This is a genomic window from Streptomyces sp. NPDC107454, assembly GCF_055582885.1.
The window spans coordinates 58997-81029 of record NZ_JBVJPA010000003.1 but is presented as its reverse complement, the minus strand read 5'-3'; the positions used below and the strand labels follow the sequence as shown (position 1 = coordinate 81029).

The 22033-nt window shown below is 71.4% G+C and carries 20 protein-coding genes and 1 riboswitch; of the genes, 16 read left to right on the top strand and 4 right to left on the bottom strand.

What is annotated here, in order from left to right; all coding sequences use genetic code 11:
* Positions 1–81 precede the first annotated feature (81 nt).
* The 5 genes from ACZ69M_RS07990 to ACZ69M_RS07970 all read left to right on the top strand — a co-directional run bounded on the left by ACZ69M_RS07990 (position 82) and on the right by ACZ69M_RS07970 (position 6810).
* Positions 82–2163 carry an alpha-galactosidase gene (locus tag ACZ69M_RS07990; RefSeq protein WP_470047691.1) on the top strand — a complete coding sequence of 694 codons (2082 nt, stop codon included), beginning with the start codon at positions 82–84 and terminating at the stop codon, positions 2161–2163.
* A 301-nt stretch (positions 2164–2464) separates the two neighbouring features.
* A riboswitch (cyclic di-AMP (ydaO/yuaA leader) is annotated at positions 2465–2623 on the top strand.
* 2 nt (positions 2624–2625) lie between these two features.
* Entirely contained in the window at positions 2626–3594 is a 969-nt protein-coding gene (locus tag ACZ69M_RS07985) for a M23 family metallopeptidase (protein WP_470047689.1), read from the top strand.
* A 254-nt stretch (positions 3595–3848) separates the two neighbouring features.
* Positions 3849–5168, top strand: coding sequence for a rhamnogalacturonan lyase family protein (locus ACZ69M_RS07980; RefSeq protein ID WP_470047687.1), 1320 nt, complete (start codon positions 3849–3851; stop codon positions 5166–5168).
* Entirely contained in the window at positions 5165–5881 is a 717-nt protein-coding gene (locus ACZ69M_RS07975) for a DUF6250 domain-containing protein (protein ID WP_470047685.1), read from the top strand. The genes ACZ69M_RS07980 and ACZ69M_RS07975 overlap by 4 nt, the downstream gene beginning before the upstream one ends.
* Positions 5882–6024: 143 nt before the next feature.
* Positions 6025–6810 (top strand): SGNH/GDSL hydrolase family protein, encoded by a 786-nt coding sequence (locus ACZ69M_RS07970; RefSeq protein ID WP_067361236.1) that lies wholly within the window; start codon positions 6025–6027, stop codon positions 6808–6810.
* A 286-nt stretch (positions 6811–7096) separates the two neighbouring features.
* Here the strand turns inward: ACZ69M_RS07970 and ACZ69M_RS07965 are convergent, their stop codons facing one another.
* The 4 genes from ACZ69M_RS07965 to ACZ69M_RS07950 form a co-directional block, all read right to left on the bottom strand.
* Entirely contained in the window at positions 7097–7717 is a 621-nt protein-coding gene (locus tag ACZ69M_RS07965; protein ID WP_256258563.1) for a TetR/AcrR family transcriptional regulator, read from the bottom strand.
* A 25-nt stretch (positions 7718–7742) separates the two neighbouring features.
* Positions 7743–8162 (bottom strand): hypothetical protein, encoded by a 420-nt coding sequence (locus ACZ69M_RS07960; protein WP_470047682.1) that lies wholly within the window; start codon positions 8160–8162, stop codon positions 7743–7745.
* Positions 8163–8331: 169 nt separating this feature from the next.
* A complete protein-coding gene (locus ACZ69M_RS07955; protein WP_470048368.1) occupies positions 8332–9558 on the bottom strand; it encodes a Glu/Leu/Phe/Val dehydrogenase dimerization domain-containing protein in 1227 nt (408 codons plus the stop codon).
* Positions 9559–9590: 32 nt separating this feature from the next.
* Positions 9591–11252, bottom strand: a complete 1662-nt coding sequence (locus ACZ69M_RS07950; protein WP_470047680.1) for a 5-guanidino-2-oxopentanoate decarboxylase — start codon at positions 11250–11252, stop codon at positions 9591–9593.
* Between the two features lie 412 nt (positions 11253–11664).
* On the opposite strand from ACZ69M_RS07950, the gene ACZ69M_RS07945 reads away from it, so the two are divergent.
* From ACZ69M_RS07945 to ACZ69M_RS07895, 11 genes are all read left to right on the top strand, one after another.
* The gene (locus ACZ69M_RS07945) at positions 11665–12897 is read left to right on the top strand and encodes an MBL fold metallo-hydrolase (protein WP_470047678.1); all 1233 of its coding nucleotides are present in this window, start codon (positions 11665–11667) and stop codon (positions 12895–12897) included.
* A gap of 358 nt (positions 12898–13255) precedes the next feature.
* Complete coding sequence (locus tag ACZ69M_RS07940; protein ID WP_470047676.1) at positions 13256–15298, top strand: sensor histidine kinase; 2043 nt, start codon at positions 13256–13258, stop codon at positions 15296–15298.
* Between the two features lie 92 nt (positions 15299–15390).
* Entirely contained in the window at positions 15391–15831 is a 441-nt protein-coding gene (locus ACZ69M_RS07935; RefSeq protein ID WP_319752085.1) for a roadblock/LC7 domain-containing protein, read from the top strand.
* A gap of 2 nt (positions 15832–15833) precedes the next feature.
* Positions 15834–16205 carry a DUF742 domain-containing protein gene (locus ACZ69M_RS07930; protein ID WP_054232708.1) on the top strand — a complete coding sequence of 124 codons (372 nt, stop codon included), beginning with the start codon at positions 15834–15836 and terminating at the stop codon, positions 16203–16205.
* A complete protein-coding gene (locus ACZ69M_RS07925; RefSeq protein ID WP_470047673.1) occupies positions 16183–16770 on the top strand; it encodes a GTP-binding protein in 588 nt (195 codons plus the stop codon). The genes ACZ69M_RS07930 and ACZ69M_RS07925 overlap by 23 nt, the downstream gene beginning before the upstream one ends.
* Before the next feature lie 107 nt (positions 16771–16877).
* On the top strand, positions 16878–17468 hold the full coding sequence (locus tag ACZ69M_RS07920; RefSeq protein ID WP_470047671.1) for a GAF domain-containing protein: 591 nt from the start codon (positions 16878–16880) through the stop codon (positions 17466–17468).
* A gap of 165 nt (positions 17469–17633) precedes the next feature.
* A complete protein-coding gene (tdh, locus tag ACZ69M_RS07915; protein ID WP_470047670.1) occupies positions 17634–18662 on the top strand; it encodes an L-threonine 3-dehydrogenase in 1029 nt (342 codons plus the stop codon).
* Between the two features lie 49 nt (positions 18663–18711).
* On the top strand, positions 18712–19905 hold the full coding sequence (locus ACZ69M_RS07910) for a glycine C-acetyltransferase (RefSeq protein ID WP_099919479.1): 1194 nt from the start codon (positions 18712–18714) through the stop codon (positions 19903–19905).
* A gap of 31 nt (positions 19906–19936) precedes the next feature.
* On the top strand, positions 19937–20842 hold the full coding sequence (locus ACZ69M_RS07905; protein ID WP_060894667.1) for a LysR family transcriptional regulator: 906 nt from the start codon (positions 19937–19939) through the stop codon (positions 20840–20842).
* A gap of 67 nt (positions 20843–20909) precedes the next feature.
* Positions 20910–21485 carry a helix-turn-helix domain-containing protein gene (locus ACZ69M_RS07900; RefSeq protein WP_470047667.1) on the top strand — a complete coding sequence of 192 codons (576 nt, stop codon included), beginning with the start codon at positions 20910–20912 and terminating at the stop codon, positions 21483–21485.
* Positions 21485–22018, top strand: a complete 534-nt coding sequence (locus ACZ69M_RS07895; RefSeq protein ID WP_470048366.1) for a GNAT family N-acetyltransferase — start codon at positions 21485–21487, stop codon at positions 22016–22018. The genes ACZ69M_RS07900 and ACZ69M_RS07895 overlap by 1 nt, the downstream gene beginning before the upstream one ends.
* The last annotated feature ends 15 nt before the right edge of the window (positions 22019–22033 follow it).

Sequence of the window (22033 nt, the reverse complement as noted above, 5' to 3'; positions counted from 1 at the left end):
TCCACAGCCGTTGCCTCCCGGGTGAGACGCCGTTGATGATGTTGGTGATTGAGTGCGGATGTTCGAATCTGTGAGGGTTTGATGATCGAAATCGGCGAAGATGGTCGTACGTGGCTTCTTTCGGGTCCCACGAGCAGCTACGCCCTACGGCTGACCGACCTCGACGAACTGCTCCATCTCCACTGGGGGCCACGGATCACCCTCGCCGACGCCGAGTCGCTGGCCGCCCTGCCCGGCCCGCCGTACCGGCCCTTCGAGTCCCGGCTCGACGGGCGCGAGGAGTATCCCGTCGAGGGCGGCCCCCGCTTCGTACGCCCGGCGCTGTCCGTGCGGACGCAGGAGCGGCGCGGCACCGAGTGGCGTTTCGAGACGTCTTTCGTGGAGCAAAACGCCGACGGCGACGAACTGCGGCTGCGCTTCGCGGACGACGGGCTCGGCATCACCCTGCACTACCGGATGCGCGGCGACGTCGTCGAGCGCTGGGTGACCCTGGCCAACGAAGGACCTTCCCTGGAGCTGCTGCGCGCGGACTCCGCGACCTGGACGCTGCCCGAGCGCGACGGTTGGCGCCTCTCCCAGCTGCACGGGCGGTGGGCGGCCGAGTCCCGGCTCGCGCGCTCCCCCCTCACCTACGGTGAGAAGGTCATCGGCAGCCGCCGCGGGCACACCGGGCACCAGCACCTGCCGTGGGTCGCGCTGGACAGCGGGGCGAGTGAGGAGAGCGGCGAGGTCTACGGGTGCGCGCTCGGCTGGTCGGGCTCGTGGCGGATCTGCGTGGCCCAACTCCCCGACGCGCGCGTGCAGATCTCCGGCGGCGCGGGGTACGACGACTCCGGACTGCTGCGTCTGGAGCCGGGGGAGTCGTTCACCACCCCGGTCTTCGCGGGGCTGTGGAGCGACGGCGGCTTCGGCGCGGCGAGCCGGACGTGGCACGCGTACCAGCGGGCGTTCGTGATCCCGGACGCGGACCAGGACCGGCCGGTGCTCTTCAACTCCTGGGAGGCCACCCACTTCGACATCTCCGAGGAGCGGCAGCGGGAGCTGGCCCGGCGGGCCGCGGAGATGGGCGTCGAGCTGTTCGTCGTCGACGACGGCTGGTTCGGGGCACGGACGAGCGACCGCGCCGGGCTCGGTGACTGGGCCCCCAACCCGGACCGTTTCCCGCAGGGACTGAAGCCGCTCGCCGACGACGTGCACGCGCTGGGCATGCAGTTCGGGATCTGGGTCGAGCCGGAGATGGTCAACCCGGACAGCGAGCTGTACCGCGCGCACCCCGACTGGGTGCAGTTCCAGCCGGGGCGGACCAGGACGGAGTTCCGCAACCAGCTCGTACTCAACCTCGCCCGACCGGATGTCCAGGAGTACCTGTGGGAGCAGCTCGACGGTCTGCTCTCGAGCGCCCCGATCGACTATGTGAAGTGGGACTTCAACCGCTGCTTCACGGACGCCGGATGGCCCGGTGAGCCGTACCCGCAGAAGCTGTGGGTCGAGCACGTGGAGGCCCTGTACGGGCTCCTGGACCGGCTGCGCGCCGAGCACCCCGGGGTCGCCTTCGAGTCCTGCTCGGGCGGTGGCGGCCGGATCGACCTCGGCGTCATGGCGCGTACGGATCAGGTGTGGACCTCCGACAACACCGACCCGCTCGACCGGCTCGCCATCCAGCACGGCTTCAGCCAGATCCACCCGGCCCGGATCATGGCCGCCTGGGTCACCGACAGTCCGAACGCGCAGCTCAACGGTCGGATCAGTTCGCTGCGCTTCCGGTTCGTCAGCGCCATGGCCGGGGTGCTGGGGGTCGGCGGTGACCTGGCCGACTGGAGCGAGGCGGACCTCGTCGAGGCGCGGGAGTGGGTGGAGCTCTACAAGGAGATCCGGCCGGTCGTGCAGCGCGGCGACCTCTATCGGCTGCGGCCTCCGGAGGGCGGGCTGAGCGCCGTGCAGTACGTCCACGGCGACGAGACCGTCGTCCTCGCCCTGCTCCAGGCCCAGCATCACGGTGAGCCGGTCGCCCCGCTCCGGTTGCGCGGGCTCGATCCGAGCGCCGCGTACGAATGCCGCGAAACGGGCGAAATTCACCGAGGTGCGGTGCTGCTGCATCACGGGCTGAGGACAGGGCTGCGCGGGGACTTCGATGCGGCAATTGTCAGGCTATGCCGTATGTGAGTGATCTGTCCGTATTGGTACCTTAATTCCAGCTGGCCCTGGAATAAAGGGCCGTGGTGTGACCTGCGTGAGCAGCGTCATATTCGTGACGATGCGTTGCGGGCCCGCTTTCTCGATCCGCCCGCATTCCCGGGCGGATCGAGAATCGGCGGAGATCATTGTCCACGGAGGGTGACCGGAATTCAGGCCCGGATCAAGAAAGGCACGCGCACAGAAAAGCCACATGGTTGGCGATGCGCCCCCATCTCGCTTACGTTCGCCCTCAATCCGGACGGACGCCCAATCCTGCCGCCGCCCGGTATCCGCACACCCACCGGTAACCGGCAGGAGCGGGGGACCCACAGGTACCACGCCTGTTCCGGTCTCCGGAACGGCTAGGGGTATAGCCGCGCAGCCGCGTGGCCGGGCATCTCCAGCCCGCACCCGACAGCTCACCTCGCAGGCGCCGGAGAGGAATTCTTCATGCCCGCGAAGGGTAAGCACCGCCGACCCAAGTCCCAGCGTTTCTCACGCTCGATCGCCGTGGCCGGAACCGGTGGCGCCGCCCTCGCGCTGCCGCTGATGGGGGCCGCGGGTGCCCATGCCGCGACGCCGACGGCCGCGGTCTCGTCCACTCCGGAAAAGACCGCGTCCATTTACGGCGCGGCGGTTTCGGAAAAGACCGTGACGGTTTCGGAAAAGACGGCGACGACGTCCACGGTCTCGACGAAAACCTATTCGGTGAAGGTCGGCGACTGGCTCTCCAGGATCGCCGAGCGGCAGCACGTCAGCGGCGGCTGGCAGAAGCTCTACTCCGACAACCGCCAGGCCATCGGCAGCGACCCCTCGCTGATCCACCCCGGCCTGAAGCTCACGATCGGCGAGAGGGCCGCGTCGACCGACGACACCGAGCCGTCGACCAAGCCGTCCATATACTCGTCCGCCAAGACGTCCACGCGGTCGTCGGCGCAGTCGGCCGCCGGGTCGTCCGGCGCGGAGTACGCGCCCAAGAGCGAGGCCGCCGCCCCCCGGGCCACCGGCACCGGTTACACCCTGCCGGTCGGGGGCGCCACCATCGGCACCGGCTACAAGGTCGCCGGAAGCATGTGGTCCAGCGGCTATCACACCGGCGTGGACTTCGTGGTCCCGACCGGCACCACCATCAAGGCCGTCGCCGCCGGCACCGTCGTATCGGCCGGCTGGGGCGGCGCGTACGGCAACCAGGTCGTCATCCAGCACGCCGACGGCCGGTTCTCGCAGTACGCCCACATGTCCGCCCTGTCCGTCTCGGCGGGCCAGACCGTGACCGAGAGCCAGCAGATCGGTCTCTCCGGCGCGACCGGCAACGTCACCGGTCCGCACCTGCACTTCGAGATCCGCACCACCCCGAACTACGGCTCGGACATGGACCCGGTCGCGTACCTGCGCTCGCACGGTGTCACCGTCGGCTGACACCTGCCGCGCCTCTCACGTCTTCGAGTCACGTCTTCGAGGGCCGGACACCGCGATCGCGGTGTCCGGCCCTCGACGTTTGTCCACACGTCCGGCGTGGTCCTTTCATGATCGGCACATTGCGGTCTTGTGGCACCCGCGCACGAGGTCTCGACACGGTGCGAGAGTGACTGCACAGTGATCTCCGTAAGCGCTTTCTGCGCCTTCGGCGGTGGCATCGCGGCCGTCGTCGCCACCGCAAGGAGCACGCCATCGTGAGACCTCGAAGACTCGGCGTCGGCACCGCCGCCGCGCTGCCGGCCGGTCTGGTCGCCGCGCCCTCGCACGCCACCGAACAGCATCCGCCGCCGCGCCGGATCGTGGAGAACCTGGACCGCGGCCTGGTCGCCGTCCCCTCGGGCAAGGGCACCTTCCTGAGCCGGCGGTTACTCGGCACGGAGTACGCGCTCGGCGGACGGCGGCTCAACCAGGCGCCGGTCACCCGGTCGACCACGTACCAGGACGACAGCCGGGGCACCGGCACCTGCACCGTGCGTGCCGTCGTCAACGGCCATGAGCGGAAGCCGAGTTCGGCGGCGCTCGACTTCGCGCGGGGCTACGCCGGGATTCCGCCGGCCGCCGCCGACGGATACACCGTGCAACACGCCTGGCCCGGCGACCTCGACGGCGACGGACGCTACGAATTCGTCGTCAGCCGGCTCGCGCAGACCCGCGACAAGCCCGACCTCCTGGAGGCGTACACGCTCACCGGCGCGCGGCTGTGGCACGTCGACCTCGGCCCGGGCTCGTACACCCAGGTCGGCGGGAACGGCGCCAACGACCCCGCGCCCGCCGCGATCAGCGGCTCGACGCCGATCGGCGGCCACCGCAACGACGACAACGTCACCGTGTACGACCTCGACGGCGACGGCAAGGCCGAGGTCGGCACCGAGCGCACCCGGCAGCCCGTGCCCGACGACCTCGTCGCCGACGGCCCCTCCGGCGGGCACCTCGGCATCGCCCACCCCGACGGCGTACACCCCAGCCTCGTCACGAAGTTGGTCACCCGGGTCGGCGCCGGACGCGGCGCCTTCCGGATCCTCTTCCAGACCTGGGACTTCAACGGCACCGATCTGAACCGGCGTTGGAAGTACGTCGTCCCGGCCGGAAGTGGCGCCACCAGCTTCCACCAGGTCCGGACCGTCGACGTCGACCAGGACGGCAAGGACGAGATCGCCGACGGCAACTACGTCGTGGACAGCGACGGCACGCTGCGCTACGTCGTCGGCGGCGCCGGACACGGCGACCGTTTCGACATCGCCGACCTCGACCCCGACCGGCCCGGCCTGGAGGGCTGCGCGATCCAGCAGTCCGAACTGGGCGTCGTATCGAGGTTTCCCTGGTACTGCACCACCACCGAACCGACGAAGACCCGTATCTACACACTCGCCCGGAACCCCGGCTACCGCCTCAGCCGGACCGTGCGCGGCTATCTCCAGTCGACGTACACGGACTACTACCTGGGCACCGAGACCCGGCGGGTGCCGAAGCCCGCCATCACCACCGCCGCCGCTCGTACGGAAGGAACCTCATGACCACCCGCAGAGCCTTCACGACCCTCGCCGCCGGTGCCGCCCTGTCGACGCTCGTCCCGGCCACCACCGCGAGCGCCTCGCCGCGCCATCGTCGTGGCCGGCTCATCGCCCACGACGGCTTCCGCCGCGGCCTCGGCCAGTGGGTCACCGAACTGCAGGACGGCGGCACGGTCACCGCCTCGCACGGCGTCCTGGACATCGACGTACCGAGCGGTGCGACGGTCTGGTTCAAGCAGCGGCTCGAAGGGCCCTACGTCATCGAGTACACCGCCACACCGGTCTCCGAGGGGGGCGTCAACGACCGGGTCTCCGACCTCAACAACTTCTGGAACGCCGTCGACGTCCGCTCCCCGGACGACCTCTTCGCCACACCCCGGGGCGGCGCCCTGGCCGAATACGACTACCTGAAGACGTACTACGTCGGATACGGCGCCAACACCAACACGACCACGCGGCTGCGCCGGTACGTGGGGGAGCCGGGCGTCCGCCCGCTCGTCTACGACTACACGGAGCCGCTGCTCACGGCCAACCAGCCGCATCGTGTCCGGATCGTCTCGGAGGGCTCCACGGTCCGCTGGTGGAACAATGGACGGCTCGTTTTCGACTACGTCGATCCGGAGCCGTACACGAGCGGGCACTTCGCGTTCCGGACCACATGGAGCCACTTCCGGATCGAGGGCTTCCAGGTGTGGCGGCTGTTCAACCACTCCTGACAGAGCCTTATTCCGGATTCGGTCACACTTTACGAGTGGCTTATCTCACCACCCGTCAACCCCTTCCTACGGTCGCGTAGCTCACATCGAAAGGTGAATCATGGGCCGATGTGGCAGACGATTCGAAGAGTGACAAAAGATCAGTGATCGGGTCGTACGTGGCGGTGGGGGACAGCTTCACCGAAGGCGTGGGCGACCCCGGCCCCGACGGGGCCTTCGTCGGGTGGGCCGACCGGTTCGCGGTGCTCCTCGCCGACCGGCGGCCCGAAGGCGACTTCACCTACACCAACCTCGCCGTACGCGGAAAGCTGCTCGACCAGATCGTCGAGGACCAGCTCCGGGGCGCCAAGGAGCTCGCCCCCGACCTGGTCTCCTTCTGCGCGGGCGGCAACGACATCATCCGGCCGGGCACCGACCCCGACGAGGTCGCCGAGCGCTTCGAGCGCGCGATAGCCGACCTCACCTCCGCCGTCGGCACCGTCATGGTGACGACCGGCTTCGACACCCGTACCGTCCCCGTACTGAAGCATCTGCGCGGCAAGATAGCCACGTACAACGGGCACGTGAGGGCCATCGCGGACCGGTACGGCTGTCCGGTCCTCGACCTGTGGTCCCTGAAGACCATCCAGGACCGCCGTGCCTGGGACGGCGACCGGCTGCACCTCTCGCCCGAGGGCCACACCCGGGTCGCGCTGCGCGCCGGCCAGGTCCTCGGCCTCGAAGTGCCCGCGGACCCCGACCAGCCCTGGCCTCCGCTGCCGCCCCGCGGCACGCTCGAGGTCCGGCGCGACGACATCCACTGGGCACGCGAGTACCTCGTCCCGTGGATCGGGCGCCGACTGCGCGGGGAGTCCTCCGGCGACCACGTGGCCGCCAAGGGCAGCCTCTCGCCGGACGACATCAAGATGCGGATCGAGTCCGTGGCCTGAACGACGGGTCTCCGACGTGCCGGTGGCTCGGAGCGAGGGGGCGCGGGTTCGGGCCGGACTCGCCGCCGCGCCTGCGGCCCCTGTGGCGCGGCGGCGTCGTGCGGTGTTGTTGTGCGGTGTCGTTGTGCGTCGACACGGCGACGGTCGCCGGGTCGGGCGGCCGTGCCCGTACACGCCTCGCCAGTGGCTCGGCGATGGGCCGGCCGCAGCCGGACCGATCCGCTCGGTGAGCGGTGCAGCGACGGCTGCCGACCGAACCGTCCAGGCGCGTGCCCCGGCGTGCGCCTCAGCGCACCGCAGCCGTCAACGCCTCGCGCGCGAGCCCCAGTTCCCGGGCGAGCGCCTCGTCCACCCACTCCTGGGCCCGCGCCCGCGACACCGCTCCCGTGTAGGCGGTCATCTGCACGGCGAGCCCGTCGAGCAGCGCCGTCAGCCGCAGAGCGGCACCCGTGGGATCCGGGCACTCGAACTCGCCGGCCGCCACTCCCTCCGCGATCACCTCGGTGATCGCGGCCTTCCACTGCTTGTCGAGATCACGCGTGACCTCTTGAAGCGCGGGCTCGCGCAGCGCGGCCGCCCAGCCCTCGATCCACAGTCGCCAGCCCTTGGCCTGACCGGTCGGCGCGTACCAGCGCACGGCGGCGCGCAGCCTGCGCAGCGCCGACGTACGACGGCCGAGCAGCTTGCGCAGATGGGCGAGGTCGTCCTCGGCCGCGTAGGTGAACGCGGCGGCGACCAGCTTCTCCTTGGTGGAGAAGTGGTACAGCACCAACGCGTTGCTCACCCCGAGCACCGAGGCCACGTCGGCGATCCGCACCGCCGCCACGCCCCGCGCCTCGATCTGCTCGATGGCGGCGCGCAGCAACTCCTCGCGCCGTTCCGCCACGCTCAACCGCACCCTCGCCACGCGGTAACCCTAATGCTCGACGGGGTCAGTCGACGAACTGGTAGTCAAACCGGATGCGGCCGTCCTCGTCGAGGACCAGGAACTCCCGGCCACCGCCCGTGGCCCGGCCCTCCCCGGTGTGGAAGGACTCCCAGCGGAACGTGATGACGTCCCGCAGCTGCTGGGCGGGTTCCTGGATGCGGAAGACGTAGGTCCCCGGGGCGACGAATTCGTCGTGGGCGCGGGTCACGCGCGTGTGCAGTTCGTCGTGGCCACGGGCCTCCAGGACGGCGGTGGGGAAGCCGAGGCCCACCGCGGTGTCCCGCATCTGCTGGGGCGGCCGGAGGACGTGCAGACCGTCCTGAGCCCAGAGTTCGTCCACGGTCTTGCGGCGGATCCCGGGATCGGGCTCGTTCCAGACGCCGATGTAGCGCTCTATCAGGTCCTGCGGGTCGATGGTGGGCATGGTTGCTCCCGGTACGAGTCGGACATCGTGTGGGGAGGGGCGGTCACTCGCGCTCGCGCGCCCTCGCTGCACCGACTCTGCTGTCACCGGCCCCGCGCCTCAATTCCCCAGGAGGAATGCCGGGAGGGCCGCGAGACGAATGCCGGGAGGGCCGCGAGACGGGTGCCCGTCAGCGGTACCACCCGAACCGCTCCGCGATCACCGGCAGCCGGTCGGCGACGATGGCGTGCGCCGCTGCCCGTGGTGTCGTCCTGTCGGCCTCCGCGCGGGCCAGCATCCGGTCGATCAGGTCGCGCATGGAACGCCGGGTGTACGCGAACGCCTCGTCCGCGTCCGCGCCGATGTCGCCGAAGAGCGTCCACCACCACCAGGCGTTCGTCCCGGAGTTGACCACGACGTCCGGCAGCACGACGACCCCGCGCACGGCGAGCAGCTCCTCCGCCTCGGGCAGTACGGGCATGTTGGCCGCCTCGACGATCCAGCGGGCGCCGATCTGCCGCTGGTTGTCGGTGTCGATGGCGTACGAGACCGCCGCGGGAACCAGCACCTCCGCGTCCATGGACAGCCAGGCGTCGCCCGGGAGTTCCTGGTCGGCCGGGCGCAGCGCGCCGCGGTCGACCGTCCCGTAGGCGTCCCGCGCCGCGAGCAGCGCGTCGATGTCCAGCCCGTCCGGGTTCGCGATCGTGCCCTTGACGTCCGCGACGGCGACGATGGCGAGGCCCGCGCGGGAGAGGAAGCGGGCCGTGGCTCCGCCCATGGTGCCCAGGCCCTGCACGGCCACACGGGTCCCCGCGTGTGCCACGCCGGCCCGGTCCAGGGCCGCGAGCACCGACTCGGCGACACCGCAGCCGCCGACCAGTTCGTCGAGCCCGATCCCGTCCACGTCGACCGCGAAGGCGTCCGCGAGCCGCCGACGGGCCGTCGTCTCGTCGTCGAGCAGCGGGTACACGGCCTGGATGGACGAGACGAGCCCCGCCTCCTCGGCGGCCCGGTCGACCAGGTCCTGGGTGAGCCCGAGGTCCTCACCCGTGGTCCAGAAGCTCTCGATGTAGGGGCGCATGGCGCGCAGATAGCGCACCAGCAGGCCGTACGCCGCCGGGTCCTGGGGATCGCAGTCGATGCCGCCCTTGGCGCCGCCCAGCGGGATGTAGCGGCCCTCGGGGTTGTAGTGCAGGGCCTCCTTCATCGTCATCCCGCGGGCGAGCCCGGCGACCTCGTCCAGGGTGCAGCCCGCGCGCATCCGCAGGCCGCCGCTGGAGACGCCGCGGACGAGCCGGTCGACCACGAGATAGCCCGGTCTGCCCGTGACGTGGTCGGTCCAGGTGAGCGTGATCAGGGGTGCGGTCGAAGGCGGGGTGAGCGGCGCGGCCGACGGTGCGGTCGGGGGCGTGGTCATAGGTGTGGTCATGGGCGCGGTCACGGGCGTGGTCATGGGGTCTCCTCGGGGACGGCGATCAGGGTGGGACCAGGCGTGCGCAGCGCCTCGGTGAGGGCGAGGGCCAGCTCGTCGGGGTGGCACACGCGTGTGCCCTGTCCTCCGAAGGCGCGGGCCAGGGCGGGCAGATCGACCGGAGCGAGGTCCACCGCGGTCGGGCGGTCGCCACGGGCGGCCATCTCGTCGCGGATCTCTCCGTAGCCGCCGTTGTCGAACACGACGACGGGCAGCGGGAGTCGCAGCTGCGCGGCGGTCGCCAGCTCCTGCACCGTGAACTGGAGGCCGCCGTCCCCGCTCAGCGCCACCACCTGGCGCTCCGGGCACGCCACCTTGGCGCCGAGCGCCGCGGGCAGCGCGTAGCCGAGCGTGCCGAAGCCGGTCGGGTGAAGATAACGTCCCGCCGGGCCCAGCGGGAGGTGCGGGAGCGCGCCGTAGTAGCAGCACTGGGCACTGTCCGAGGTGATGACCGCGTCGTCGGCCAGGACGGCGCGGATCGCCCGCAGGTACGGGATCCAGCGTGCGTCGCGCGCGGCGCTCCCGGCGTACCGCGCGTCCCGCACCGCGGCGACCTCGTCGACGTCGATGCCGCCTCGTGGTTCGGGGATGTCGTGTCGCACGCGCGCGTGGAGGCCCATTTCCGACAACAGCCCCTCCAGGGAGGCCCGCGCGTCGCCGACGAGCGCGATGTCCGTGGGCAGTCCGGAGTGCATCTGGTCCGGGTCGAGGTCGGCCCGGACGAGCGTGCCCCCGAGGGCGGTCGGCGGCGACCAGAAATCGGACTCGGCCAGCTCCGTGCCCACGGCGAGGACGACATCACGACCCGCCAGCCACTTCTGCACTGACTCAGTGTGCAGCGAGACGCCGAGCGAGAGCGGATGCCGCTCGGGTACGACGCCCTTGCCGTTGGCGGTCGTCACGACGGGCGCGCCGCACGCCTCCGCGAGAGTGAGACAGGCGGTCGCGGCGCCGCGCGCGCCACCGCCGAGCACCAGTGCGGGCCGCCGCGCCTCCCGCAGGGCACGCGCGGCCCGTCGTACGGCCTCGGCGTCCGGCAGGGTCGGCGCGCCGGCCGGGGCGAGCCGCACCGGCCCGGCGGTCTCGGCCGCCGTCAGCAGGTCCAGCGGCACCTCGAGGTGCACCGGGCGCGGTCGCCGCGTACGGAAGAGGGTGAACGCGCGCGCCACGGCGGCGCCGATCTCGGCCACCGAGGAGACCCGGTGGCTGAACGCGGCGACGCCCCGCAGCGCCTCGGTCTGACTGCGCATCTCGTGCAGCAGCCCGGTCGACAGCCGGGGGTGGCGCAGCGGCATACCCGGGGAGACGACCAGCAGGGGCACGCTGTCCGAGTAGGCCTGCCCGACGGCGGCCGTGACGTTGAGGAGCGCGGGACCGGTGGTCGTGATCACGACACCGGGGCGGCCCGTCACGCGCGCGTACCCGTCGGCGGCGTACCCGGCGCCCTGTTCGTGGCGCGGGGTCGCGTGCCGGACGCCGTACGACGCCAGGTGCCGGTAGATCTCCAGGTTGTGCGTGCCGGGGATGCCGAACGCCTGTGTCACGCCATGCGCGGCGAGCGCCCGGACGAGGGCTTCGCCACCGGTGAGCACGCCGGTGCGCGAGTCCGTGCGCAGGTCGGTGCTCAGGTCGGCCTCCATGGTGCCTCCAGGTGCGGAATGAGCGGCGCGACCGAAGACCCACCGGTTTCTTTACTGAATGGCCATTCAGTATCGGGAGGGACCCCGAAGTCTGTCAATTTACTGAACGGATCATCAGTAGTGAGCCTGGGGGCGAGGGCCGGCGAGGTCCTTCCCGCAGGGGCGCTTCGACTGTCACTCCATGGAGCGGAAGAAGAGCGTGCGCCGCGGGGTTAGGGAATTGCGGGTCATGGGGGCCGCCTGATGTGACTCCGGGCCCCAGGTATGTCACCCCCAGGCGGCTCGCACCAGGGCGGCCCGGACCGGACCTCGCGGTGTGTACCGGGGACATCGCGCTGTGACACCGTCGACCCGGCGCTGTCAGAGGGGCCGACCATAATGGGAGGCCTGACCGACTCCACTTGGAGGTACCGTGACCGGTTTCCGTACGTTGAGCTCCGGGCTCCGCGCGTTGCAGCCCGCCGCCTTCGGCGCGGACCCCGGCGGTGAGCGCATGGAGCGTATCCGCAGATCTCCGAATTTCGCGGACGGTGTCTTCCAGAACCCGGTGAGTGCCCGGACCCGCCCCGACGGCTCCATGCTCGAGTTCGCGAAGGTCTTCTTTCGCAAGGAGGAGCGCGCTCACCGCGCCCCCGCGGGCACGGTGCCGGTGTATCCCACGACGCTCGCCGACCTCGCCAAGCCCGCGGCGAGCGGGTTGCGGATCACCTGGATGGGGCACTCCAGTGTGCTCGCCGAGATAGACGGGCACCGGGTGCTGTTCGATCCCGTATGGGGCGAGCGCTGTTCCCCCTTCAACTTCGTCGGGCCCAAGCGGCTGCACCCGGTGCCCCTGCCGCTCGCCGCGCTCGGCCCGGTCGACGTCGTCGTCATCTCGCACGACCACTACGACCACCTCGACCTGCCCACCAACAAGGCCCTGGCCGACACGGACACGGTCTTCGCGGTGCCGCTCGGCGTCGGCGCTCACCTGGAGCACTGGGGCGTCTCGCCCGACCGCGTGCGCGAGCTGGACTGGAACGAGAGCACCAAGGTCGGCGGCATCTCCCTGACCGCGACACCCGCCCGGCACTTCTGCGGCCGCGGCCTGCGCAACACCCAGCACACGCTCTGGGCCTCCTGGGTGGTGACGGGTGACGAGCACCGGATCTACCACAGCGGGGACACCGGCTACTTCGAGGGCTTCAAGGACATCGGCGCCGAGCACGGCCCGTTCGACATCACGATGATCCAGATCGGGGCGTACAGCGAGTTCTGGCCCGACATCCACATGACGCCCGAGGAGGGCATGTGTACCCACCTGGACCTCCAGGGCGGGCGGCCCACCGGTGTGATGCTGCCCATCCACTGGGCCACGTTCAACCTGGCGACCCACCCGTGGGTGGAGCCCGGCGAGGGCACGATGGCAGCCGCGCACGCGGTGGGCGCCCGTGTCGCGCTTCCCCGCCCCGGCCAGCCCTTCGAGCCCACCGCGGAGACCGTCCCGGCCGAGCCCTGGTGGCGCGGTGTGGCCGTGCTGCCGAGGGGTGGCTGGCCCGTCGTCGAAAAATCCGGAGCGAATGCCTCCGTTTCCAGCACTCCGGGTGATGTCGTGGGTGAAGCTTCCGAAGGCACCGGAGAGCCGGAGACGGTGCCAGCGAGCTGAATTTCCTGAATGTCCGATCGACGGCGAGGGCCGGGGAGCGAGCTGCTCCCCGGCCCTCGCCGTTTGTTCGCGACCGGTTCTGACCAGCTCTGATCGGATCGGTGACGCAAGGGAACAAGCGTCCGACGGGGATATCGGTCTGCCGTGCGAGGCCTCATACCAGAGCGGGACGCCTTCCGGGGGAGTTTGTCAACTGCCCACCGCACATGATGGCTTGGCGACTACTGTCAGTTGCCGTCGGGCGACGCGGGGCCGAATTTTTCGGCTCTCTCGACCGGCATCGCGATGGCGCACGCCCGAGTCGCGCAGACCCGCGGGAGCCCCCCGTGGCCCCCGACGCACCAGTACGAGGACGCAGATGTCTCACCTCCGCGCACCGGCCGCACGCGCAGACCGCCGTGAGGGCGGGCGGCACGGGCGGCCGGTCGCCCGCACGGTCCACCCGCAGCCCGAGGCCCGGCTACGGCCCCAGTTGCTGCGCCTGGCGGTCCTGCCGCCGATCGCGGTGGCGCTCAGCGGCTGTGCGGCCGTGCTGTTCACCGTCCGCTCCACCGGCGCACGCCCCGGCGTAGTCCTGTGGGCGGTGCTCGCCGGCGCCGGGTGCGTGGCCCTCGCGGGCATCCTGATCGCCGCCGTGGGCGCCGAGCGGGCCGCCACGTCCGTGCGGGAGCGCATCGGCGCCCTGCGCCGTGGCAGCGCGCGTACCGAGGCCGACCTGCGCGCCGTCGTCGAGGGCCTGCGCCGGGGCGAGAGCCCTCCCACGCCCAAGCCGCGCCGACGGCCCGAGCCGGACGCCGACGAGTTCGAGCTGCTCGCCGCCGACCTCTCCCGCGCGCACGACGGCGCCGTCACCGCCGTCGTGCAGGCAGCTCAACTCTCCAGCCAGGCGGGCAGCGAGCAGAAGGTCGAGGTCTTCGTCAATCTCGCGCGGCGGCTTCAGTCCCTCGTGCACCGCGAGATCTCGATCCTCGACGAGCTGGAGAACGAGATCGAGGACCCGGATCTGCTCAAGGGCCTCTTCCACGTCGACCACCTCGCCACCCGCATCCGCCGGCACGCCGAGAACCTCGCCGTGCTCGGCGGCGCCGTCTCACGCCGCCAGTGGAGCAACCCCGTCTCCATGACCGAGGTGCTGCGGTCCGCGATCGCCGAGGTCGAGCAGTACTCGCGGGTCAAACTGGTGCCCCCGATCGACGGCACCCTGCGCGGGCACGCCGTCGCCGACGTCATCCACCTGCTGGCCGAACTCGTCGAGAACGCCACGGTGTTCTCCGCCCCGCACACCCAAGTCCTGCTGCGCGTCAATCTCGTCACCTCCGGCCTCGCGGTCGAGGTCGAGGACCGGGGCCTCGGCATGCCCCTGGGCGAACAGAACAAGATGAACGCGCTGCTCACCGACCCCGATCAGGTGAATGTCGCCAGCCTCCTCCAGGACGGCCGGATCGGTCTGTTCGTGGTGTCCCAGCTCGCCCGGCGGCACGGCATCCACGTACGGCTCCAGAGCAACATCTACGGTGGTGTCCAGGCCGTACTCGTCGTACCGCAGGCGCTGTTGGGCGCGGCGCCGGGCGCCGTCGGCGACGTATCGCAAGCACCGTCCCAGCAGGCCCAGCAGGCCCAGCAGGCCCAGCAACCCAAGGCCGGCGGTCCGCGTCCGCCCGCCGGACCACAGGCAGGGCCGACCGCGCTCGTGCCGTCCGCCGGTGCGACGGTGGCCTCCGTGCCGCGGCAGGCGCAGCGGGACCAGCTGCCGCCCGCAGCGCTGGGCACGGGCGGCAGCGGCCCGGCGCCGCTCCCCGTGCGCGGCGCCCGAGCGGAGCGGCCCAACCCGGCCGAGGCCCTGCCCGGTATCCGCCCCGGCGACCGGCCCGTGGTCGCGGAGAACGCGGCGATGCCGCCCACCCCCCGCAACGGCGCGGTGCGCGGCACCATGGGCAAGCCCCAACTGCCCAGACGACGCGCCCAGGAGCACATCGCACCCCAACTGCGCGACGGGCCCGTGCCCCGCCAGGACCCGGAGCAGGTCGTCGGCCACGACCCCGGCCTGATGGCGGCGTTCCAGCGGGGGATCGGGCTCGCGGAGGCCCAGCACGCCGAGGAACGGCGCACGGAGGCACCGCACAGCGGAGCACCGCACATGGAGCGGCCGCACCCCGATCTGCCGCACCCCGACCTGCTGCACCGGGACCCGCCGCACCCGGACCTGCGGCACCTGGACCCGTTGCCGCCGCTGGATGTGATCCGCGTCGACCAGACGTCCACGGGCGGCGCGCCCCGCATAGCCGACACCCGCGCGGCGCACGCGCCCGCCCCGCACGAGGCGCACGGGACCCGCGACAACGCACCCGCGCCCGGACACGACCACACGGCCCGGCACGACGGGAGCACAACGGCCGGATGACCACCCCCCTGACGACCCCCACCCGCACGCCCTTCCGCACCCCCACACCCTCCGCTCCGGCAGACCTTCGTACTTCAAGGAGTCGATCCACCATGGCGAGCGACGCGCCGACCGCCCACGCCCATGTATCCGATCTCGACTGGCTGATGAGCGGCCTCGTACAGCGCGTACCGCACACGAACAGCGCGGTACTCCTCTCCTGCGACGGACTCGTGAAGTCGGTCCACGGACTCGACCCGGACAGCGCCGACCACATGGCGGCGCTCGCCTCCGGCCTCTACTCGCTCGGCCGCAGTGCGGGCGTGCGCTTCGGCGACGGCGGTGACGTACGCCAGGTCGTCGTCGAACTCGACTCGACCCTGCTGTTCGTCTCCACCGCGGGCTCCGGCACCTGTCTCGCCGTGCTCGCCGGCCGCGAGGCCGACGCGGCGGTGCTCGGCTACGAGATGGCCATGCTGGTCAAGAGCGTCCGTCCGTATCTGATGACCGCGCCCCGGCAGGCCGCCGTGGAACCGCCGGCGATGAGGCCTTGAGCGTGGCCGCGGCCGGCGACGGGCCCTGGCTCGACGACGCGGCCGGACGGCTGGTGCGCCCTTACACGGTCAGCAACGGCCGGACCCGGCCGACCACCGCCCTCGACCTGCTGTCGCAGGTGATGGCCACCGGGGCAACACCTCTGGGCTACCTGGGCCCCGAGCACACCCAGGCACTCGAACTGTGCCGGGCGCCCGTCTCGGTCGCGGAGATCGCCGCACACCTGAAGCTGCCCGCGGCGGTCACCAAGGTGCTGCTCTCCGACCTCGTCGACTGCGGGGCACTGACCACCAAGCCGCCCGAGTTCCACCACAACCCCACTGACCGGTCTCTTCTGGAGGCAGTGCTCGATGGACTACGACGACAGCTCTGATCCCTTCCCCACCGCGCTGAAGATCCTGGTGGCCGGAGGGTTCGGGGTCGGCAAGACGACCTTCGTGGGCGCGGTGAGCGAGATCGCGCCGCTCAGCACGGAGGAGCTGCTCACCACGGTCAGCGCCGCGACCGACAATCTCGACGGCATCGAGAACAAGGTCGAGACCACCGTGGCGATGGACTTCGGCCGCATCACCCTCGATCCGGAACATGTCCTGTACCTGTTCGGCACACCCGGGCAGCAGCGGTTCTGGTTCATGTGGGACGAGCTGTCCGAGGGCGCCCTCGGTGCGGTGATCCTCGCCGACACCCGTCGCCTGGAGGACTGTTTCGCGGCCGTCGACTTCTTCGAGCAGCGCGGTCTCGGCTTCATCGTCGCCGTCAACGAGTTCGACGGTGCCTTCCGCTACGACCCCGAGGAGGTGCGCGCGGCCATCGACCTCGACCCCGAGATCCCCATCGTGTGCTGTGACGCCCGGATCTCCAGTTCCGGCGTGCAGACCCTGCTCACCCTGGTCCGCCACCTCCTCGCCCACGCACCGACGCACGCACCCATCCGCTGAGCCCGCAACCGGCGTACGCCTTCGACCGCTGAGCCCGCACCCGTCCCACGTCCCCCGCCACGGAGCCCACACACCATGACGCCCGCCCCACACCAGGGAGCCCGTAGATGAGTTACGACCCGCCGCGCCCGGCCGGTCGTCTGCTGCTGACCCCGGAGGACAAGGACGCCCCCGCCCGGGTCGGCCGGCTGCGCCGACTGGGTCTGGGGGAGCACACGGAACCCGCCTTCGACGCCTTCGCGGACCGGCTCGCCGAGGTCGCCGCGGTGCCGTACTCGATGGTCAACTTCATCGACGAGAACCGGCAGTTCTTCGCGGGCCTGCACACCCCGGACGGAAACGTCTCGGTCGCCCGGCCGCTCCGGGCCGCCCCGGACGGCACCGTGAAGGTCGTCGGGCGCTACATGACCCGCGACTACGGGTTCTGCCCCCATGTGGTGGTCCGCCGCAAGGCGCTGGTCCTGGAGGACGTCTGCGACTACCCGCGGTTCGCCGGCAACCCGGTCGTCGACGAGATCGGCGTCCGTTCCTACCTGGGGGCCCCGCTCATCGACCACACCGGCATCGCCCTCGGGACGATCTGCGTCGTCGACCTCGAACCGCGCCCGTGGGGGAAGGCGGGCCTGGAGACCATCAAGTCGATGGCGGCGGAACTGGTCGAGCGGATCGAGCGCAGGGCGGACACCGGGGGGATCTGACGCCCGCGGCCGGAGGCGTGAAGGAAAGCTGCGGCCGCGCTTAAGAAATCCTCGATGGACCAACGGCGCCCCCGTGCGGCAGATTTCTCCGGGAAATCACCCCTCTCCCCGGTACGGGCCCCTTCGGCGTGCCCTGCTCCGGGACCTCACCACGGGAGCCGCAGCTTGAAGGCGCTGGTCAAGGAGAAGGCGGAGCCCGGGCTCTGGCTGACGGACGTCCCGGAACCGGCGATCGGCCACGGCGACGTACTGATCAAGGTCCTCAGGACCGGGATCTGCGGCACCGACCTGCACATCCGCAACTGGGACGGCTGGGCGCAGCAGGCCATCCGCACGCCGCTCGTCCTCGGTCACGAGTTCGTCGGAGAGGTCGTCGAGACCGGCCGCGACGTCGCCGACATCAAGGCGGGCGACCGCGTGAGCGGCGAGGGGCACCTTGTGTGCGGCAAGTGCCGCAACTGCCTGGCCGGGCGCCGTCACCTGTGCCGCGCCACGGTCGGCCTGGGCGTCGGCCGCGACGGCGCGTTCGCCGAGTACGTGGCTCTGCCCGCCGCCAACGTGTGGGTGCACCGCGTCCCGGTCGACCTCGACGTCGCCGCGATCTTCGACCCGTTCGGCAACGCGGTGCACACGGCGCTGTCCTTCCCCCTGGTCGGCGAGGACGTCCTCATCACGGGCGCGGGCCCGATCGGTCTGATGGCCGCGGCCGTGGCCCGGCACGCGGGTGCCCGCAACGTCGTCATCACCGACGTCAGCGAGGAGCGCCTCGACCTCGCCCGCAAGATCGGCGCCAGCCTCGCGCTGAACGTCGCGGAGTCGACCATCGCCGACGGGCAGCGCGCCCTCGGCCTGCGCGAGGGCTTCGACATCGGCCTGGAGATGTCCGGCCGCCCCGAGGCGATGCGCGACATGATCGCCAACATGACGCACGGCGGCCGGATCGCGATGCTCGGCCTGCCCGCCGAGGAGTTCCCGGTCGACTGGTCCCGGATCGTCACGTCCATGATCACGATCAAGGGCATCTATGGCCGTGAGATGTTCGAGACCTGGTACGCGATGTCCGTCCTCCTCGAAGGCGGCCTCGACCTCGCGCCGGTCATCACCGGCCGCTACGGCTACCGCGACTACGAGGCGGCCTTCGCGGACGCCGCGAGCGGCCGTGGCGGCAAGGTCATCCTCGACTGGAGCGCGTGAGCGTCCGCAAGAGCCACTCCGAACCGCGTAACCCCCTAGGAGCCCCTCCATGTTCGACTCCGTGCGCGACGACCTCCGCACCACCCTCGACGAGATCCGCGCCGCCGGTCTGCACAAGCCCGAGCGCGTCATCGGCACCCCGCAGTCCGCGACCGTGAGCGTCACCGCGGGCGGCCGCCCCGGCGAGGTCCTCAACTTCTGCGCGAACAACTACCTCGGCCTCGCCGACCACCCCGAGGTCGTCGCCGCCGCCCACGCGGCCCTCGACCGCTGGGGCTACGGCATGGCGTCCGTCCGCTTCATCTGCGGTACGCAGGAGGTGCACAAGGAGCTGGAAGCGCGCCTGTCCGCGTTCCTCGGCCAGGAGGACACGATCCTCTACTCCTCCTGCTTCGACGCCAACGGCGGCGTCTTCGAGACCCTCCTCGGCGCCGAGGACGCGGTCATCTCCGACGCCCTCAACCACGCCTCGATCATCGACGGCATCCGCCTCTCCAAGGCGCGCCGCTTCCGGTACGCCAACCGCGACATGGCCGACCTGGAGGCCCAGCTCAAGGAGGCGTCCGACGCGCGCCGCCGGCTGATCGTCACCGACGGCGTCTTCTCGATGGACGGCTATGTCGCGCCCCTGAAGGAGATCTGCGACCTCGCCGACCGCTACGACGCCATGGTCATGGTCGACGACTCGCACGCCGTCGGCTTCGTCGGCCCCGGCGGCCGTGGCACCCCCGAGCTGCACGGCGTCATGGACCGCGTCGACATCATCACCGGCACCCTCGGCAAGGCGCTGGGCGGCGCCTCCGGCGGCTATGTCGCCGCCCGCGCCGAGATCGTCGCGCTGCTGCGCCAGCGCTCCCGCCCGTACCTCTTCTCGAACACGCTCGCACCGGTGATCGCGGCGGCCTCCCTGAAGGTGCTCGACCTGCTGGAGTCGGCCGACGACCTGCGCATCCGCCTCGCCGAGAACACCGCGCTGTTCCGTTCCCGGATGACCGCGGAGGGCTTCGACATCCTCCCCGGTGACCACGCGATCGCCCCCGTCATGATCGGCGACGCGTCCGTCGCCGGACGCATGGCGGAGCTCCTCCTGGAACGCGGCGTCTACGTGATCGGCTTCTCCTACCCGGTCGTCCCGCAGGGCCAGGCCCGCATCCGGGTCCAGCTCTCGGCCGCGCACTCGACGCAGGACGTGAACCGGGCGGTGGACGCGTTCGTGTCGGCCCGCGCGGAGCTCGAGGGCTGAAAGACGCCTGTGACCTGAGAGAATCGGTCGCATGATCGAAGCGCGGCGGCTCCACATCCTCCGTGCGGTGGCCGACCACCGCACGGTCACGGCGGCGGCCGCCGCGCTCTATCTCACCCCCTCGGCCGTCTCCCAGCAGCTGACCGCGCTGGAGCAGGAGACCGGCCACCGTCTCGTCGAGCGCGGCGCCAAGGGCGTACGGCTGACTCCGGCCGGCGAGATCCTGCTCAGCCACACCAACGAGGTGCTGGCTCAACTCGAGCGTGCCGAGGCGGAGTTGGCCGCATACAGTGCGGGCTCGGCGGGCACGGTCACCGTCGCCTCCTTCGCGACCGGCATCGGCCTGGTGGTGGCCCCCGCGCTGGCCCGGCTCGCCCGCACGGCACCCGGCATCCACGTCCGCGTCCAGGACGCCGAGGGCGACGCCAGCCTGCCCATGGTGCTCGACCGGCAGGTCGACATCGCGGTCGCCGTCGAGTACCGGGGCGCCCCGGACGCGGACGACCCGCGCCTGACCCCCGTAGCCCTGTACGCCGAGCCCTTCGACGCGGTCGTCCCGCTCGGCCACCGGCTCGCCGACGCCGCCGAGGTCCCGCTCGCCGAGCTGGCCAAGGACCCGTGGATCGGCCCGTACCCCGGCAACCCCTGTCATGACGTGGTCGTCCTGGCCTGCGAGAACGCCGGATTCCAACCCCGTCTCGAACACTCCTCCGACGACTTCCGGGCTGTCGTCGCCCTCGCCTCGGCCGACGCGGGTGTGGCCCTGGTGCCTCGCTCCGCCCTGCGCGGCATGGACCTCACGGGCGTGCAGGTCCGACCGGTCGACGGCGTCGCGCCCACGCGCCGGGTCTTCGCCGCCGTACGCCGGGGCGCGGAGGGGCATCCGCTGATCCGCCCGGTGCTGGATGCGCTGGCGGAGGCCGCGACGGTGGACTGAGGGGAGTGGTCGGAGGGGAGCGGTCGGCGAGGCCCCCTGTTCTCGTATCTGAGATAATATCCCGAATATGGGAAACGATGGGGAGCTCGATGTCGTCGATGTCCGGCTCGGGGCCCGGCTGGCCGAGCTGCGCTCCGAACGTGGCTGGTCCCTCGGTGAGTTGGCGGAGCGCAGCGGGGTGAGCCGCTCCACGCTGTCCCGCGCCGAGCGGGCCGAGATCAGCCCCACGGCCTCGCTCCTGAACCGGCTGTGCGCCGTGTACGGACGCACCATGTCGCAGCTGCTCAGCGAGGTCGAGGCGGAGCCCGCCCCGGTGGTGCGGGCGGCCGACCAGACGGTCTGGGCCGACGAAGCCTCCGGATTCGTACGGCGATCGGTGTCCCCGCCGCACGCCGGGCTGCGCGGCGAACTGGTCGAGGGGCGCCTTGGGGCCGGCGCCGACATCGCCTACGACCGGCCTCCCGTGCCCGGCCTTGAGCAGCACATCTGGGTCCTCGACGGAACGCTGGAGGTGACCGTGCAGGACGTCGAACACCGGCTAGACGCCGGGGACTGTCTGAGGCTGCGGGTGTGGGGGCCCACCCGCTTCCGGTGTCCCGGCCCCGAGGGCGCACGGTACGCGCTGCTGGTGGTGCTGCCGTGATCACCGTCTCCCGGCTGGACGCTCCGCGCCTTCGCGCCTCGGTGGGCGAGTTGGCCGAGCTGCTGATCGACACCGTGGAGGATGGGGCCTCGATCGGCTTCCTCGCCCCGTTGGCGCCGGCGACGGCCGTCGCCTGGTGGGAGGAGCGCGTGGACGCGGTGTCGGCCGGACGCCTCGCCGTGTGGGTGGCGCACACCGCGGACCGGATCCTGGGCACCGTCAGCCTCGTCTTCCCCGACAAACCCAACAGCCGCCACCGCGCCGAGCTGGTGAAGCTGATGGTGCACCGCGACGGCCGCGGACAGGGCCTCGGCCGGGGCCTTTTGACCACCGCCGAGCACGCGGCCGCCACCGCCGGAATCACCCTCCTGCACCTGGACACCGAGACCGACAGCCCCGCCGAGTCCCTCTACCGCTCCGCGGGCTGGACCCGGCTCGGGGCGATACCCGACTACGCGGCGACGCCGTCGGGCGAGCTGCGCCCGACGACGATCTTCTACAAGCGGGTGGGAGCGACGGTCCCCGGCGTGTGAAGAGCCCGTCGCTCC

Bases quoted from the DNA above. Each gene is read 5' to 3' on its own strand.
- ACZ69M_RS07920 (WP_470047671.1), top strand. From the start codon at position 16,878: ATGAGTTACGACCCGCCGCGCCCGGCCGGTCGTCTGCTGCTGACCCCG.
- ACZ69M_RS07955 (WP_470048368.1), bottom strand. From the start codon at position 9,558: ATGACCACGCCCCCGACCGCACCGTCGGCCGCGCCGCTCACCCCGCCT.
- ACZ69M_RS07975 (WP_470047685.1), top strand. From the start codon at position 5,165: ATGACCACCCGCAGAGCCTTCACGACCCTCGCCGCCGGTGCCGCCCTG.
- ACZ69M_RS07900 (WP_470047667.1), top strand. From the start codon at position 20,910: ATGGGAAACGATGGGGAGCTCGATGTCGTCGATGTCCGGCTCGGGGCC.
- ACZ69M_RS07985 (WP_470047689.1), top strand. From the start codon at position 2,626: ATGCCCGCGAAGGGTAAGCACCGCCGACCCAAGTCCCAGCGTTTCTCA.
- ACZ69M_RS07910 (WP_099919479.1), top strand. From the start codon at position 18,712: ATGTTCGACTCCGTGCGCGACGACCTCCGCACCACCCTCGACGAGATC.
- ACZ69M_RS07940 (WP_470047676.1), top strand. From the start codon at position 13,256: ATGTCTCACCTCCGCGCACCGGCCGCACGCGCAGACCGCCGTGAGGGC.
- ACZ69M_RS07925 (WP_470047673.1), top strand. From the start codon at position 16,183: ATGGACTACGACGACAGCTCTGATCCCTTCCCCACCGCGCTGAAGATC.
- ACZ69M_RS07935 (WP_319752085.1), top strand. From the start codon at position 15,391: ATGGCGAGCGACGCGCCGACCGCCCACGCCCATGTATCCGATCTCGAC.
- ACZ69M_RS07950 (WP_470047680.1), bottom strand. From the start codon at position 11,252: ATGGAGGCCGACCTGAGCACCGACCTGCGCACGGACTCGCGCACCGGC.
- ACZ69M_RS07960 (WP_470047682.1), bottom strand. From the start codon at position 8,162: ATGCCCACCATCGACCCGCAGGACCTGATAGAGCGCTACATCGGCGTC.
- ACZ69M_RS07905 (WP_060894667.1), top strand. From the start codon at position 19,937: ATGATCGAAGCGCGGCGGCTCCACATCCTCCGTGCGGTGGCCGACCAC.
- ACZ69M_RS07990 (WP_470047691.1), top strand. From the start codon at position 82: ATGATCGAAATCGGCGAAGATGGTCGTACGTGGCTTCTTTCGGGTCCC.